Origin of the sequence: Streptomyces hokutonensis (assembly GCF_000376565.1) — a bacterium.
In the GTDB taxonomy this organism is placed as follows: Bacteria; Actinomycetota; Actinomycetes; order Streptomycetales; family Streptomycetaceae; genus Streptomyces; species Streptomyces hokutonensis.
Genome location: NZ_BARG01000091.1, coordinates 1 through 15,987, shown reverse-complemented (window position 1 = coordinate 15,987; position 15,987 = coordinate 1). Strand labels below are relative to the sequence as shown.

The 15,987-nt window shown below is 68.9% G+C and carries 10 protein-coding genes and 1 pseudogene; 8 read left to right on the top strand and 3 right to left on the bottom strand.

Annotated features, from left to right (window positions below):
- Positions 1–92: 92 nt before the first annotated feature.
- From SSP08S_RS46205 to SSP08S_RS60190, 3 genes are all read left to right on the top strand, one after another.
- Entirely contained in the window at positions 93–848 is a 756-nt protein-coding gene (locus SSP08S_RS46205) for a DUF6879 family protein (RefSeq protein WP_019074461.1), read from the top strand.
- Positions 849–865: 17 nt separating this feature from the next.
- Positions 866–1,717, top strand: coding sequence for a helix-turn-helix domain-containing protein (locus SSP08S_RS46200; protein WP_019074460.1), 852 nt, complete (start codon positions 866–868; stop codon positions 1,715–1,717).
- A gap of 208 nt (positions 1,718–1,925) precedes the next feature.
- Positions 1,926–2,804, top strand: coding sequence for a PIN domain-containing protein (locus tag SSP08S_RS60190; protein ID WP_158697306.1), 879 nt, complete (start codon positions 1,926–1,928; stop codon positions 2,802–2,804).
- Between the two features lie 68 nt (positions 2,805–2,872).
- Here the strand turns inward: SSP08S_RS60190 and SSP08S_RS46190 are convergent, their stop codons facing one another.
- Positions 2,873–3,208, bottom strand: coding sequence for a P-II family nitrogen regulator (locus tag SSP08S_RS46190; protein ID WP_019074458.1), 336 nt, complete (start codon positions 3,206–3,208; stop codon positions 2,873–2,875).
- Between the two features lie 21 nt (positions 3,209–3,229).
- Complete coding sequence (locus SSP08S_RS57335) at positions 3,230–4,666, bottom strand: ammonium transporter (protein ID WP_019074457.1); 1,437 nt, start codon at positions 4,664–4,666, stop codon at positions 3,230–3,232.
- 340 nt (positions 4,667–5,006) lie between these two features.
- Between SSP08S_RS57335 and SSP08S_RS57330 the strand changes: the two are divergent.
- From SSP08S_RS57330 to SSP08S_RS46170, 3 genes and pseudogenes are all read left to right on the top strand, one after another.
- Positions 5,007–7,035, top strand: a pseudogene (locus SSP08S_RS57330) (M4 family metallopeptidase).
- 256 nt (positions 7,036–7,291) lie between these two features.
- Complete coding sequence (locus SSP08S_RS46175) at positions 7,292–8,947, top strand: M4 family metallopeptidase (protein ID WP_019074454.1); 1,656 nt, start codon at positions 7,292–7,294, stop codon at positions 8,945–8,947.
- A gap of 82 nt (positions 8,948–9,029) precedes the next feature.
- Positions 9,030–9,539, top strand: a complete 510-nt coding sequence (locus tag SSP08S_RS46170; protein ID WP_019074453.1) for a DUF1990 domain-containing protein — start codon at positions 9,030–9,032, stop codon at positions 9,537–9,539.
- 68 nt (positions 9,540–9,607) lie between these two features.
- On the opposite strand, the gene SSP08S_RS46165 is transcribed toward SSP08S_RS46170, so the two are convergent.
- Complete coding sequence (locus SSP08S_RS46165) at positions 9,608–12,226, bottom strand: glycosyltransferase family 1 protein (protein ID WP_019074452.1); 2,619 nt, start codon at positions 12,224–12,226, stop codon at positions 9,608–9,610.
- A 212-nt stretch (positions 12,227–12,438) separates the two neighbouring features.
- Here SSP08S_RS46165 and SSP08S_RS46160 point away from each other — a divergent pair, with 212 nt between their 5' ends.
- Positions 12,439–13,650: a S8 family peptidase gene (locus tag SSP08S_RS46160; RefSeq protein WP_019074451.1), complete on the top strand. Its 1,212-nt coding sequence runs from the start codon at positions 12,439–12,441 to the stop codon at positions 13,648–13,650.
- Positions 13,651–13,868: 218 nt separating this feature from the next.
- On the top strand, positions 13,869–15,968 hold the full coding sequence (locus tag SSP08S_RS46155; RefSeq protein WP_019074450.1) for an alpha-1,4-glucan--maltose-1-phosphate maltosyltransferase: 2,100 nt from the start codon (positions 13,869–13,871) through the stop codon (positions 15,966–15,968).
- Positions 15,969–15,987 lie beyond the last annotated feature (19 nt).

The following is a 15,987-nucleotide window of genomic DNA, read 5'->3' as shown; positions in this document are numbered from 1 at the left end:
CCTGAGAATTCGTACGAGGTGACAGGGAGGCCATGGCGGAGCGGGATGCCCCGGCGACAAGATGATCGAAAACCCGGCGAAAGGAACTGATCATGGCTCGTCGCCTGCGCTTCAACGGCACTGGGAGCGGCGTGAACGGCTGCCCGGCCGTCCACGAAGACCTGGACACCGGTGAAGTGATCATTCACGGACCGGCGTTGACCGACCCCGACGACATCGCGCGTCTCCGCCACCTCGGACAGGGCGAGGTACCGATCGTGGTCCCGCGTGAACTGCTCGTCGACTTCGGCCCCAAGGAGGTCACACGCGTGCCGGACATCATCGGCCTGGACGAGTTCGACCGGCTGTTCACGCAGTTCGAGCACACCGCCTGGCGGCTGGAGACGCGCCGTCGGTACGCCTCGGACGAGATCACCGACACCTACGCACAATTCACCCGGGGCGAGCCCGTGGACTGGTCCGGCAAGGACGCGGAATGGTGCGTAGAGCGGCGCGCACAGACCGCGCTCGGCAAGCGGTTCGAGCGGGTGCGCATCGTCGACAGCCCGCCCACCCCGGGGCAGCTCTACCTGCTCGACAACGCCCGGCGGAACAGCGCCGTCGGCGAGGACATCCGCAACCTCTCGCGTGCGGAGGCCGATCGGCTCCAGCTCCCCCAAGAGGACTTCTGGATCTTCGATTCGCGGCTGGTGGCGCTGCTCAATTTCGACGACGCCGACGACTTCGTGAGCGTGGAGCTGATCACGGAGCCGGTCGAGGTCAACCGGTACGTCCAGGCGCGCGACGCGGCGACGCACTACGCCGTGCCGTACGAGGAGTTCGCGGCACGACTCGCCGCCGGCGAGTAGACGGGAGATCGGTACCGGTGACCACGGACTACCAGCAGGCGCGTGAAGCGCTCGGGATACGCCTGCGCGAGCTGCGCATGTCTGCCCCGGACGGCCGTCTCACCGGTACAGAACTCGCCCGGCGGCTCGGCTGGCCCCAGCCCCGGGTCAGCAAACTGGAGAACGGCAAACAGACCGCCGCGCCCGAGGATCTCCGGGCTTGGGCCGATGCGACCGGCCGGCCGGACGCCTATGACGAACTCCTGGCCCGGCTACGGGGGTTCGAGTCCCACATCCGCTCATGGCGACGGCAGCTCGCTTCGGGGCACAAGGCCGTGCAGGACACACACCTGAGCGCGCACACCGACGCCTCCGTGTTCCGGGGCTGGGAGTCCTCCATGATCTTCGGGATTCTCCAGACACCGGACTACGCGCGGTCGATCTTCACGCGATACGCCGACCTCCAGCAGTCCCCCCGGGACACGGAAGAGGCCGTGCGGTCCCGCATGCAGCGCCAACAGGCGCTCTACGACCCCGTGAAACGCTTCCACCTGATCCTGTGGGAGGCCGCATTGCGGGCGCTCGTCTGCCCGCCGTCGGTGCTCGCCGCGCAGCTCGACCGTCTCTCCGGCGCCGTCGGCCTGGACACGGTCGAACTCGGGATCATCCCTTTCCGTGCCTCCCTGAAGATCCCGCCCGCCACTGCCTTCTGGATCTACGACGACGAACGCGTGATCGTCGAGACGTGGCACTCCGAGCTGTGGATCGAGGACGACGCCAGCGTGAGTACCTACCTGCGCACCTGGAACACGCTCCGCGAGAGCGCCGCGTACGGGGCCGACGCCCACCGGATCATCAGTGCGGCGCGCCAGGCACTCAACATCACCTGATCACCCGGCCGAAGCACTGTGCGACAGTCTGCGGGCCGTAGCGGTGCGGGTGCGCGGAAGACTTGATCGCCCGAGGGCTCGAACGCGTCTCCTCGTGGCCAGGACGCCCCAGTACGGCGGCAGTTCGGCCCTCACACCGCCAGCCGATCTGATCGGCCGCGACGATTCTTCGCTCCTCTCGTGGCTGGACGGGTGCCAAGATCTCCGCATGAGACTCAAGCCAGGGATCACTCTGGAGCACGCCGACGATGTACTTCGCCGTGCGGAGACGACGTGGGGGAACGCGCAAGGCGCGCAGGACTACTACCGTGCTTACACCGACGCGGTCCATGACACTTACCCATCCTTGAGTCAGGCTTTCGCCGCTCCAGACCTCGCTGCCGGTCTGCACTCCACGGCTTATTGGAACCTGCTTGCCATCGGAGACGAGCGTCCCGATCTCGTCTACACCGAAGATCCCGATGTGGCGCGGAGCAGGCAACGAGCCCAGCGAGTGCGGAACCATGCGCTCTCGACGGAGATCGAGAACCAGATAAGGGCCCTGGAGCAGGCACGTGCCGAGATGGAGGAGCTGAAGAAACTCGTGGCCCGGGAGGGGCTGCCCGTCGTCTATGACACCAACATGCTCAACCACTGGCAGCAGCCCGGCGACATCCTGTGGCGCAAAGTCTTCAAGGCTCAGGGCGAGAGGGTCCCCGACACGCGGCTTGTCGTACCGCTGCGGGTGATCGATGAACTGGACAAGCAGAAATACGGCCTGGGGGACCTCGCGCGGAAGGCCGCCACGGCCATCCGCTACCTGGAGCGCGCACTCGGGAACAGGCAGCCTGGGGAGCCCGTACGCCTGCGTGACGGCACCACGCTGGAGGTATGGGTCGACACCGACGATCGTGGCGGGGACGCGGACTTGTCGATCCTGCGCTGCGCCGCCGACCTGGACAACCTCCACCCGGCCACGGGAGCCCGGGTGCTTACCGATGACGTCGGCATGCGGCTGCGCGCTCACCAACTGGGCCTGAAGGTGGTGCGCTTGCCGGAGTCGCACCGCAAGAAGGGCACGGCCCTTGACGAGGTGCCGCCGGAGTAGGACCTCGCGCGTGATGGTTTGCCTCAACTTGGCGGACGCGGCACAGACCCCGCCCGACAGTTCACGGCTCACACCGCGTCCGGCCCCCGCTCCCGCGTCCTGATCCTCACCACCTCCTCCACCGGAGTCACCCACACCGTGCCGCCGCCCGTGCCGCGGGCGCCCGCGGCGCGGATGACGCGGATGAGGTCGGTCGCGTCGAAGTCGAGGGTGAGGATGTCGAGCCGGAGCTGCGGGAAGAGGTTGACCCTGAACTCGCTGCCCCGGTAGACCTCGACCCGGCTCGGCCGCGGCTCGTACGCCCGCACCTCGGTCACGGTCACTCCCCGCACCCCGAACGCCTGAAGGGCCTTCATGACGTCCGGGACACGGTGGGGAGGGAGGACCGCAGTAACGAGTTTCACCGGTCCTCAACTCCGGTCATTTCAGCTGGAGTCCGATTCCTTGGCCTTCTCCGCAGCCGGAGCCGGAGCCGGTGCCGACGCCACCGCCACCGCCACCGGTTCCGGCGCCGACGTCACCGCCGACTCCGTCGGGTACGCCTCCTCGTCGTGGACCGCGAGGTCGCCGCTCTCCAACACCTCGTCGGGCGCCCGGAGTTTCACGAACAGGCCGATGCCCTTGAGGATGAGGAAGGTCATCACGGCGTCGTAGAGGATGATCGTCCCGGCCGAACCCGCCTGTTTCCAGAGCTGGTCGAGGTTGCCGTAGAGCCAGCCACTCGTGGAGAACGCCGTGGAGCCGTCCTTGTTGAGGTACACGGCCACCGCCGGGTCGGCGAAGATGCCGACGAGCATGCCGCCGGCGAGGCCCGCGATGCCGTGGGTGTAGACGACGCCGAGCGCGTCGTCGACCTTGTTGAACGGCGGGACCTTGGAGAGGTAGTTCCAGGCCAGCCAGACGATCGACGAGGCGATGATGCCGATGTAGATCGCGCCGATCCCGCTGACGAAGCCGGCCGCCGGGGTGATCGCCACCAGGCCGACGATCATGCCGTTGATGCCGCCGAGGAACGTCGGCTTGCGCTGCGGGCCGACGAACATGTCCCAGAACACCCAGACCAGCAGGGCAACCGCCGTACAGAGGTTGGTGTTGAGGACCGCGACCGCCGCGTTGTGGCCGCCGAAGTACATGTCGCCGCCGTTGAAGCCGTTCCAGCCGAGCCAGAGGATGCCCGCGCCGACGGCCACCATGGGGAGGTTGTTGGGCACGCCGTGGGCGCGGTCGCGGGCGAGACGGGGGCCGATCACGGCCGCGGCCACGAAGCCCGAGGTGCCGGCGGCGAGGTGGATGACGTAGCCGCCGGAGTAGTCGAGCGCGCCCTTGGCCGCCCACCAGCCGCCGCCCCACAGCAGGAAGGCGTTGACCGTGTAGACGAGGGTCGACCAGATCGGGACGAAGAGCAGCCACGCGCGGATGTTCATCCGGCCGATCACGCTGCCCATGAAGAGCAGCGGGGTGATCGCCGCGAACGCGAAGTGGAAGTAGGCGAGCGTGGACTGCGGGAAGTGGAAGCTCGGCATCAGGTCGTTGCCGTTGACGAGCGGTATCCACGCCTGTTGCTGTTCGCTCGCCGAACCGACGATGGTGCCGGGCCGGCCGACGAACGCGCCGAGGATGCCGGGCCAACTGGAGTTCAGGGGTTCGCCGAACCCCATCTTGAACTCCCAGAGGACCCAGCCGACCAGGACCAGCGAGAAGCCGGTGAAGGCCATGAACATGGTGTTCACGACCCACTTGCGCTGGACCAGGCCGCCGTAGAGGATCGCGATGCCGGGGATGCTCATCAGTCCGACGAGTGTCGCCGCGACGAGCTGCCAGGCGTTGTCGCCCGCGTCCAGCCAGTTGGGATAAGGAATCACTGCAACCGTCAACTCCCCTCGTGGGAGCGGCGGTCCGGCAGGACCGCCGGTTGCACGGCAGGATCGTGCCGGATCTTTTTCGGGTTGGTTCCGGGGGCATGTCGGCCGGGAAAATTTCTGTTCACGGTCAAAGATTCGCCAAGTGGCGCTCCGTATAGCGGACATGAACACCCGGACAACGAACGAATTCCGGCCAAGTTCCTGACGCGCTCCTGACAGAAAGCGCGAGCTGGTGCCACTCTTCCCACTGGCGCTTCACAGCAACCCCACAGCTTCACTCCTGTGATCCCTGTGATCTCCCCTGGTCGCGCGATCCGCGACCGTCCTGAAGGAGTCAGTGTTGAGAAGCAATTCCTCGCGCAGACGCACCTCCCACATAGTCGCCGTCGCCGGCGTCACCGCTCTGCTCGCCGCGGCCGTCCAGGCGGGCGCTACCTCCTCCGCCGCACCGGCCAAACCCCTTGCAGCCAAGGGGAATCCGGCGCACATGGCCCTCTCGCTCTCCGCCTCGCAGCGCGCCGAGCTGCTCCGCGACGCCCAGTCGGCGCGGACCGCGACCGCCAAGGACATCGGCCTGGGCGCCAAGGAGACGCTCATCGCCCGTGACGTCATCAAGGACGCCGACGGCACGGTCCACACCCGCTACGAGCGCACCTACGCCGGACTCCCCGTCCTCGGCGGCGACTTGGTGGTCGACACCGCCAAGTCGGGCGCCACCGAACGGGTCATCAAGGCGACCAACGCCACGATCGCGGTCGCCGACCTCACCCCGAGCGTCGCCACCGCGACCGCCGAGAAGCAGGCCGTCTCCCGCGCCAAGGCCCTCGGCTCCACCAAGTCGGCCGCGGACTCGGCCCGCAAGGTGATCTGGGCGGCGAGCGGCAAGCCGGTCCTCGCCTACGAGACGGTCGTCGGCGGCCTCCAGGACGACGGCACCCCGAACCAGCTGCACGTCATCACGGATGCGGCCACCGGCAAGAAGCTGTACGAGTACCAGGGCATCGAGAACGCCACCGGTACCGGCAACACCCAGTACAGCGGCACGGTCTCGCTGACGACGACCCAGTCGGGCTCCAACTACAACCTCACCGACGGCGACCGCGGCGGCCACAAGACGTACAACCTCAACCACGGCACCTCGGGCACCGGCACGCTGTTCTCGCAGACCAGCAACACCTGGGGCAACGGCACCACGTCGAACGCGGCGACGGCCGGCGCCGACGCGCACTACGGCGCCGCGGAGACCTGGGACTTCTACAAGAACACGTTCGGCCGCAGCGGCATCAAGAACAACGGTGTCGGCGCCTACTCCCGTGTCCACTACGGGAATTCGTACGTCAACGCGTTCTGGGACGACAGCTGCTTCTGCATGACCTACGGCGACGGCTCCGGCAACGCGGACCCGCTGACGGCGCTGGACGTGGCAGGGCACGAGATGAGCCACGGCGTCACGTCGAACACGGCCGGGCTCAACTACACCGGTGAGTCGGGCGGGTTGAACGAGGCGACCTCCGACATCTTCGGCACCGGGCGTCGAGTTCTACGCCAACAACAGCAGCGATGTCGGCGACTACCTCATCGGCGAGAAGATCGACATCAACGGCGACGGCACGCCGCTGCGTTACATGGACAAGCCGAGCAAGGACGGCGGCAGCGCGGACAGTTGGTACTCGGGGGTCGGCAACCTCGACGTGCACTACTCGTCGGGCGTCGCCAACCACTTCTTCTACCTGCTGAGCGAGGGCAGCGGCGCCAAGGTCATCAACGGCGTCAGCTACAACTCGCCCACCTCGGACGGGCTTCCGGTCACCGGCATCGGCCGGGACAAGGCGCTGCAGATCTGGTACCGCGCGCTCACCACGAAGTTCACGTCCACCACCAACTACGCGGCGGCCCGCACCGGGACGCTCGCGGCGGCCGGTGAGCTGTACGGCACGACGGGCGCCGAGTACAAGGCGGTGCAGGACGCGTGGGCGGCCGTGGCGGTGGGCGCGCGCTCCGGTGGCGGCGGCGGTGGCGGTACGTCGTTCGAGAACACGGCCGACGTATCGATTCCGGACAACGGGGCGGCCGTCACGTCGTCCGTCACGGTGTCCGGGCGGACCGGCAACGCCCCGTCGAACCTCGCGGTCACGGTCGACATCGTGCACACCTGGCGCGGTGACCTGGTGATCGACCTGGTGGCCCCGGACGGGTCGACGTACCGGCTGAAGAACTCCAGCTCGTCCGACTCGGCGGACAACGTGCAGGCCACCTACACGGTCAACGCGTCCTCCGAAGTCGCCAACGGCGTCTGGAAGTTGAAGGTCCAGGACGTAGCGGCACAGGACACCGGCTACATCAACAGCTGGAAGCTTACGTTCCCGTAAAAACCAGCCGTCCACTTCAGGCCGCACAAACAAGGCGCCGTCCCGGGGTTTCAACTCCGGGGCGGCGCCCTGTTGTGGACGTTTACATTGCCGCAACGTTCACCGGACAGTCGATTTTCAGCCAACATCACTTCGGGGTCCTGACATGTACGCGCCCCTGATGCCAGTCTTCCCTCACGCCGCTTCAGCACAGCCAATTCACATCGCTCCGGTCGGTAACCCCACGCCGTCCGGACTCCCCCACAGAGGAGCTTGCGTGACCCCCCTCTACGCGCGTCACAAGCGCACCACCCTGGCCATCGCCACCGCGGTGGCCGCAGGCGCCCTGCTCGCCACCGGTGTCACCACCGGTGCCTCCGCCCAGCCCGCCACGGGCAAGGCGGCCCCCCTCGCCGCCGCCCCGCAGCTGCTCTCCAACGCCGCGCGCACCGCGCTGGTCAAGGAGAAGCAGGCCGACGCGGCCGAGACGGCCACGCAGATAGGCCTCGGCACCAAGGAAAAGCTGGTCGTCAAGGACGTCGTCAAGGACGTCGACGGCACGGTGCACACCCGCTACGAGCGCACCTACGCGGGCCTCCCGGTCCTCGGTGGCGACCTGGTCGTCCACACCTCGCCGGCCGGCAAGACCGAGGGTGTCACCAAGGCGCACTCGGCGGCCATCAAGGTCGCCACCGTCACGCCGAAGATCACGGTCGCCAAGGCCGAGAAGCAGGCGCTGACCGCCGCCAAGGCCGCCGGTTCGGACAAGACCGCCGCCGACGGTGCCCGCAAGGTCGTCTGGGCCGGCGGCGCCACCCCCGTCCTCGCCTACGAGACGATCGTCGGCGGCCTCCAGGACGACGGCACCCCGAACCAGCTGCACGTCATCACCGACGCCGTCACCGGCAAGAAGCTCTTCGAGTACCAGGGCATCGAGAACGCCACGGGCACCGGCAAGACCCTGTACTCGGGCACGGTCAGCCTCACCACCACGCTGTCGGGCACGACGTACTCGCTGACCGACGCCTCGCGCGGCAGCCACAAGACGTACAACCTGAAGCACGGCACGTCCGGCACCGGCACCCTCTTCACCAACACCACCAACACGTGGGGCACCGGCGCCGCGTCCAGCTCCACCACCGACGTGACCGCCGCCGCGGACGCCGCCTACGGCGCCCAGGAGACGTGGGACTTCTACAAGGACACGTTCGGCCGCAGCGGCATCAAGAACAACGGTGTCGGCGCCTACTCCCGCGTGCACTACGGCAGTTCGTACGTGAACGCGTTCTGGGACGACAGCTGCTTCTGCATGACGTACGGCGACGGCTCGGGCAACACCCACCCGCTGACCTCGCTGGACGTGGCCGGTCACGAGATGAGCCACGGCGTCACCGCCAACACCGCGGGCCTGAACTACTCGGGCGAGTCCGGTGGCCTGAACGAGGCGACCTCGGACATCTTCGGCACCGGCGTGGAGTTCTACGCCAACAACTCGTCCGACGTGGGTGACTACCTCATCGGCGAGAAGATCGACATCAACGGCGACGGCTCCCCGCTGCGCTACATGGACCAGCCCAGCAAGGACGGCGGCTCCGCCAACTACTGGTCCTCCTCGGTCGGCAACCTCGACGTGCACTACTCGTCGGGCGTCGCGAACCACTTCTTCTACCTGCTGTCCGAGGGCAGCGGCGCGAAGACGATCAACGGCGTGAGCTACAACTCGCCCACGTCCAACGGCTCCACCGTCACCGGCATCGGCCGCGCCAAGGCGCTGCAGATCTGGTACAAGGCGCTGACGACGTACTTCACGTCCACCACCAAGTACGCGGGCGCCCGCACCGGCACCCTGAGCGCGGCGGCGGCCCTCTACGGCTCCGGCTCCACCGAGTACAACGCGGTGGCGGCGGCCTGGTCTGCGGTCAACGTCAGCTGACGACAGCCGAGTTGACAGCCAAGCGGTAAGGGCGGTACCCGGAGCGAAGGCATCTCCGGGTACCGCCCTACTCTTGGGTCCCATGTCCTTCACGTACGACGACGTCGGCGCGACCCGCGAACGAGGCTTCTGCCCTCCGGGCTTCCACCCCCTGTATGTGCGCACGCGGATCGGCGAGGGCGAGAAGGTCTTCCGCCGGGCGTCCGAGGCGGTCCTCACCTGGGAACTCCACCGCGAACTGGGCGTCGGCATCGAGGCGAGCGCCGAGAAGGCGGCCCCCGGCGTGGACGTCACGGTCACCCTCGCGGGCCTGATCAAGGCCCCCTGCCGCATCGTCTGGACGGTGGAGGAACACCGAAGGTCGGGCTGGGCCTACGGCACCCTCCCCGGCCACCCCGAGTGCGGCGAGGAAGCCTTCGTGGTCGACCGCACGGGCGACGGCACGGTCTGGCTGACGGTCTCGGCCTTCAGCCGAGGCGCGAAGTGGTACGCCCGGTTGGGCGGCCCGGCGACACGGGGCTTGCAGCACGCGTACGCGAGGCGGATAGGCAGCACGCTGCGACAGATGTGCGCGCCGTACTCAGAGGTATGAGGGGCCCCGCGCCCCACAGGGGCGCGGGGAACTGCGCGACCAGCCACTACGGCCCTGCAGCCAAAGCACTACCGCATCAAAACCCCAGCCCCCTCCACCGAGTCCTCCGAAGGCACCGCCACCAGCCCCAACTCCGCACTGGACGCCAGCAGTCGATGCGCGGGCAGAATCCGGACCGTGTATCCATAGGGCCCGGTCCGGTCAAGGGAAAGCGGCCCCTCGAACAACCAGTGCCCCTCCGAATCCGGACCCCCAACCGGCTTGAGCGGCACCGCCACCCCGTCCCCGATCCGGTCCTCCGGGTCCACGCGGCCGGACACCGCCTGCACCTCCACATCGTCCGGGCCGAGCCCGCCCAGCCCCACCCGCACCCGTAGATTCAGCGTCGTACCGAGTTCCGCCGTGGCCGTAGCCGCGGACGTCTCGACGTGGTCGACGGTCACCCCGTGCCAGGCACCCCGCACCCGCCCCTTCCACGCGGCGAGTTCACGCGCCGCGTCCGGGGTCATCGTGCGGTGGGCGTGCGCGGCCGGGGCGTACAGCCGCTCCACGTACTCGCGGACCATCCGGCCGGCCAGCACCTTCGGGCCGAGCAACGTGAGTGTCTGGCGGACCATTTCGATCCAGCGGTCGGGCAGCCCGTCCTGGCCGCGTTCGTAGAAGCGCGGGGTGACGCGCTGCTCCAGGAGGTCGTAGAGGGCCGCGGCCTCCACGTCGTCGCGGTGGTCGGGGTCCGTGCCGGTGCCGTCGGCCGTGGGGATGGCCCAGCCGAAGTCGGGCTGGAACCACTCGTCCCACCAGCCGTCCAGGACCGAGAGGTTGAGGCAGCCGTTCAGGGCCGCCTTCATTCCGCTCGTGCCGCAGGCCTCCAGCGGGCGGAGCGGGTTGTTGAGCCAGATGTCGCAGCCGGGGTACAGCTTCTGCGCCATCGCCATGCCGTAGTCGGGGAGGAACACGATGCGGTGGCGGACGCGCGGGTCGTCCGCGAACTTCACCAGTTCCTGCACGAGCCGCTTGCCGCCGTCGTCCGCCGGGTGCGCCTTGCCGGCCACCACGATCTGGATCGGGTGGTCCGGGTGCAGGAGGAGGTCCATCAGCCGGTCGCGGTCGCGCAGCATCAGCGTCAGGCGCTTGTACGACGGGACGCGGCGCGCGAAGCCGATGGTGAGGACGTCGGGGTCGAGCACGCCGTCGATCCAGCCCAACTCGGCCGATCCCGCCCCGCGTTGACGCCAGGAGGCGCGCAGCCGCTCCCGTACCTCCACGACCAGCTGCTCGCGCAGATCGCGGCGCAGCTCCCAGATGTCCTGGTCGGGGATCTCCGCGACCGCGTCCCAGCGGTCCGAGCCGCCGACCGACATCGCGTCCTCGGTGCGCTGGGCGCCGATCTGCCGGGCGCCGAGCCGGAACACCTCGGGGGCGACCCAGGTCGGCGCGTGCACGCCGTTGGTGACGGAGGTGATCGGCACCTCCTCCGGGTCGAAGCCCGGCCACAGGCCGGAGAACATCTCTCGGCTGACCTGGCCGTGCAACAGCGAGACGCCATTGGCGCGTTGACCCAGGCGCAGGCCCATCACGGCCATGTTGAAGAGGTTGGGTTCGCCGCCCGGGTAGGTCTCCATGCCCAGCCGCAGGATGTTTCCGACGTCCATGCGCGGGAGTTCGGCGTCGGGCCCGAAGTGGGTGGCGACCAACTCCCGGTCGAAGCGGTCGATTCCGGCCGGGACGGGGGTGTGCGTGGTGAAGACCGTGCCGGCCCGCACCGCCTCCAGGCCCGCGTCGAAGTCCAGCCCGGCGTCGCAGAGTTCGGCGATCCGCTCCAGGCCGAGGAAGCCCGCGTGACCCTCGTTGGTGTGGAACACCTCGGGCTCGGGGTGACCGGTGAGGCGACAGTACGTCCGTACGGCCCGCACACCCCCTATGCCGAGCAACATCTCCTGGAGCAGCCGGTGTTCGCTGCCGCCGCCGTAGAGGACGTCGGTCACTCCGCGGGCGCCGAGGTCGTTCTCCTCGACGTCGGAGTCGAGCATCAGCAGCGGCACCCGGCCGACCTGGGCGAGCCAGATCCGGGCACGCAGCGAGCGGCCGCCGGGCAGGGCGATGGAGACCTGGGCCGGGGAGCCGTCGTCCTCCCGCAGCAGTGCCACGGGGAGTTCGTTGGGGTCGAGGACGGGATAGGTCTCCTGCTGCCAGCCGTCCCGGGACAGCGACTGGCGGAAGTAGCCGTGCCGGTAGAGGAGTCCGACGCCGATCAGCGGTACGCCGAGGTCGCTGGCCGACTTGAGATGGTCGCCGGCGAGGATGCCGAGGCCGCCGGAGTACTGCGGCAGGGCGGCCGTGACACCGAACTCGGGTGAGAAGTAGGCGACGGCGGCGGGCAGTTCACCGGACTGGGCCTGGTACCAGCGGTCGCCGCCCACATAGTCGGCGAGATCGCCGGCGACCTCGGTGAGCCGGCGCAGGAAACGGCTGTCCCCGGCCAGCTCCGCGAGCCGCTCGGCCGAGACGCTGCCGAGCAGTCGTACCGGATCGCCCTCCGAGGCGGTCCAGCGCTCGGGATCGACGGACTGGAAGAGATCGCGGGTTTCCGCGTGCCAGGACCAGCGCAGGTTGCGCGCCAGATCACTGAGCGGCCGGAGGGGTTCGGGGAGAACGGGACGGACGGTGAATCGACGGATCGCCTTCACAGCTCCACCTTGCGCGTTCGCTGGATGACACACGGCAATGTGCGTCGTCGTCTCTGAAGACGGTACCGGTGACCGTGCGGACGTCGTCCTGGAATGCCGCACGGGCTGGATGATGCCGACCTGGGCCGAAAAGGTCCCCTCATGCGCCCTTGTGGTGCTTCGCACCGCACGAGAGGCTGCCCAGTGGAGAGTTGAAGGAGGGGAACTCGACCATGGCACGGACGCGTACGCGGCGTCTGCGCCGGGCGGGGGGACTGACCGCGGTCGCCACAGCCGTGGTGTTTTCGGCCATCACCCTGCCCGCGCACGCCGCACCGGAGGGGACCATACTCGGCGCCGGCGCACCCGGCACCGTCAGCGGCAGTTACCTGGTGACACTCAAGGGGGGAACAGAGGCTCCGTCGGCAGCCGGAAAAGGCCTCGCCGAGAAGTACGGGGCGAAAATAAGCCACACCTACGGCACGGCCCTGAACGGCTACGCCGTCGAGGCGAACGAGAGACAGGCGAGACTCCTCGCCGCGGACCCGCGGGTCGCCTCGGTCGCCCAGGACACCCGCGTGACCCTGGACAGCACCGGCCGCACCGAGCGCAACCCGCCGTCCTGGGGCCTGGACCGCCTCGACCAGCCGAGCCTGCCGCTCGACAAGAGCTACACCTCGCCGGACTCCGGGGGCAGCGGCGTGACGGTGTACGTGATCGACACCGGCATCCGCGTCACCCACAAGGACTTCGGCGGCCGGGCGGGCTACGGCTGGGACTTCGTCGACGACGACGCCACCGCCCAGGACGGCAACGGCCACGGCACCCATGTCGCCGGCACGATCGCCGGGAGCACGTACGGCGTCGCCAAGAAGGCCAAGGTGGTCGCCGTCCGGGTCCTGGACAACGCGGGAGCCGGTACGACCTCGCAGGTCATCGCGGGGATCGACTGGGTCACGCGGCACGCGCACAAACCGGCGGTGGCCAATCTCAGCCTCGGCGGCTACCACAACGCCCAGCTCGACGCCGCCGTACGCAACTCGATCGCCTCCGGAGTCACCTACACGGTGGCGGCGGGCAACGACGGGCTGCCGGCCGGCCTGTACTCCCCCGCCGACGTGAAGGAGGCGATCACGGTCGGCGCCACCGACCGCACCGACGCCCGGGCGGCCTTCTCGAACTTCGGCCCCGCCGTCGACCTGTTCGCCCCGGGCGTCGCGATCACCTCCGCGACGGACACGAGCGACACGGCGAAGGCGACCTTCTCCGGTACGTCGATGGCGTCGCCGCACGCGGCCGGCGCGGCGGCGGTCTATCTCGGCACTCACCCGCGCGCCACACCCGCACAGGTGTCCAAGGCGCTCGTCACGGGGGCGGTTTCCGGCAAGGTGTCCGGTGAAGGGCTCGGTTCGCCGGACAAACTTCTGCAAGTACCGCGGTCGTAGTGCGGGAGTGACGGCTCCGGCCCCGTTCGCCCAGGACGGGGCCGGATCTTTCGTGGAGATCTGCGCGTAAGTAGTTAGCAACCTGCCGGATTGCTAACCCGAATAGGGTGGGAAGGCTCCACCGGTACACCCCCAGACGCAGCACGGGATCTCCTTCGCAGGACCCACCTCCCCACATCCATCCGCCCACACCCACGTTGACGCGGACAGGAGCGGTCATGCCCGCCACGCACCACTCGTCACCACCCCCGACATCCGGCACGGCCACGCCCCCCGTGCGCCCCGCCGGCACGGCACCACCCGCCCCGGAGCCACCCTCCGCGGTCGGCACGTCCCCCGGCATCGGACGCATCCCCGTCCTCGATGTCCGGCCGGTCGTCCAGCACGGCCACCGGGCCGCCAAAGCGGTCACCGGTGAGACGTTCGAGGTCTCGGCCACCGTCTTCCGCGAGGGCCACGACGCGGTCGCCGCCAATGTCGTCCTGTACGACCCGGACGGCCGCCCCGGCCCCTGGACCCCGATGCGGGAGCTCGCCCCGGGCACCGACCGCTGGGGCGCCACCGTCACCCCGGACGCGCCAGGCCACTGGTCGTACGTCGTGGAGGCCTGGAGCGATCCGGTCTCCACCTGGCGCCACCACGCGGGGATCAAGATCCCGGCCGGAATGGACACGGACCTGGTCCTGGAGGAGGGCGCGCGCCTGTACGAACGCGCCATCGCCGGGGTACCGAAGGGCAGGGGCCTCCGGCCCGTCCTCCGCACCGCCGTCACCGCCCTCCGCGACGAGACCCGCCCCGCCGCGGCCCGGCTCGCCGCCGCGCTGACACCGGAGGTGGACGAGATCCTCGCCCGGTATCCGCTGCGGGAACTGATCACGGTCTCCGAGCCGCGCGCGCTGCTGGTGGAACGGGAGCGGGCGCTCTACGGCTCCTGGTACGAGTTCTTCCCGCGCTCCGAGGGCACGGCTGCCGAGCCGCACGGCACCTTCCGTACGGCGGCGAAGCGGCTCGCGGGGATCGCTGCGATGGGCTTCGACGTCGTCTATCTGCCGCCGATCCATCCCATCGGGACGACCTTCCGCAAGGGGCCGAACAACACCCTCTCCGCCGGGCCCGAGGACGTCGGCGTGCCCTGGGCCATCGGCTCCCCCGAGGGCGGGCACGACGCGATCCACCCCCGGCTGGGGACGCTGGAGGACTTCGACGCGTTCGTCGCGCGGGCGGCCGAGCTGGGCCTGGAGATCGCGCTCGACTTCGCGCTCCAGTGCTCGCCGGACCACCCGTGGGTGGACAAGCACCCGGAGTGGTTCCACCACCGCCCCGACGGCACCATCGCCTACGCGGAGAACCCGCCGAAGAAGTACCAGGACATCTACCCGATCGCCTTCGACCGGGACATGGACGGCCTGATCGCGGAGACGCTGCGGGTGCTGCGGCACTGGATGGACCACGGGGTACGGATCTTCCGCGTCGACAACCCGCACACCAAGCCGGTCGTGTTCTGGGAGCGGGTCATCGCCGACATCAACGCCACCGACCCGGACGTGATCTTCCTGGCCGAGGCGTTCACCCGCCCCGCGATGATGGCCACCCTCGCCCAGGTCGGCTTCCAGCAGTCGTACACCTACTTCACCTGGCGCAACACCAAACAGGAACTCACCGAATACCTGAGTGAGTTGTCGGGCGAGGCGGCCGCCTACATGCGGCCCAACTTCTTCGTGAACACCCCCGACATCCTGCACGAGTTCCTCCAGCACGGCGGCCGGCCCGCCTTCGAACTGCGAGCGGTGCTGGCGGCGACGCTCGCGCCGACGTGGGGGGTGTACAGCGGGTATGAGTTGTGTGAGAACACTCCGCTACGGCCCGGTAGCGAGGAGTATCTGAACTCCGAGAAGTACCAACTCCGCCCGCGCGACTGGGCGTCGGCCGAGCGGGAAGGACGTAGCATCGCGCCATTGCTGGGCAAGCTGAACGACATCCGGCGCCGCAGCCCGGCGTTGCGGCAGTTGCGCGACCTCCACTTCCATCACACGGACCAGGAGGCGGTGATCGCCTACTCGAAGCGGAGTGGTTCGAACACGGTTCTGGTGGTTGTGAACCTGGACCCCCACCACACCCAGGAGGCCACGGTCTCGTTGGACATGCCGCAACTCGGCCTGGAATGGCACGAGTCGGTGCCGGTGCGCGACGAGCTCACCGGTGAGACCTATCACTGGGGCAGGGCCAACTATGTGCGCCTGGAGCCGGGCAACCGGCCCGCACACATCCTCACCGTCCTGCGACCGTCCCCGCAGATCGGAGGGTCACCCACAATATGATCGTCAACGAGCCCGTCCC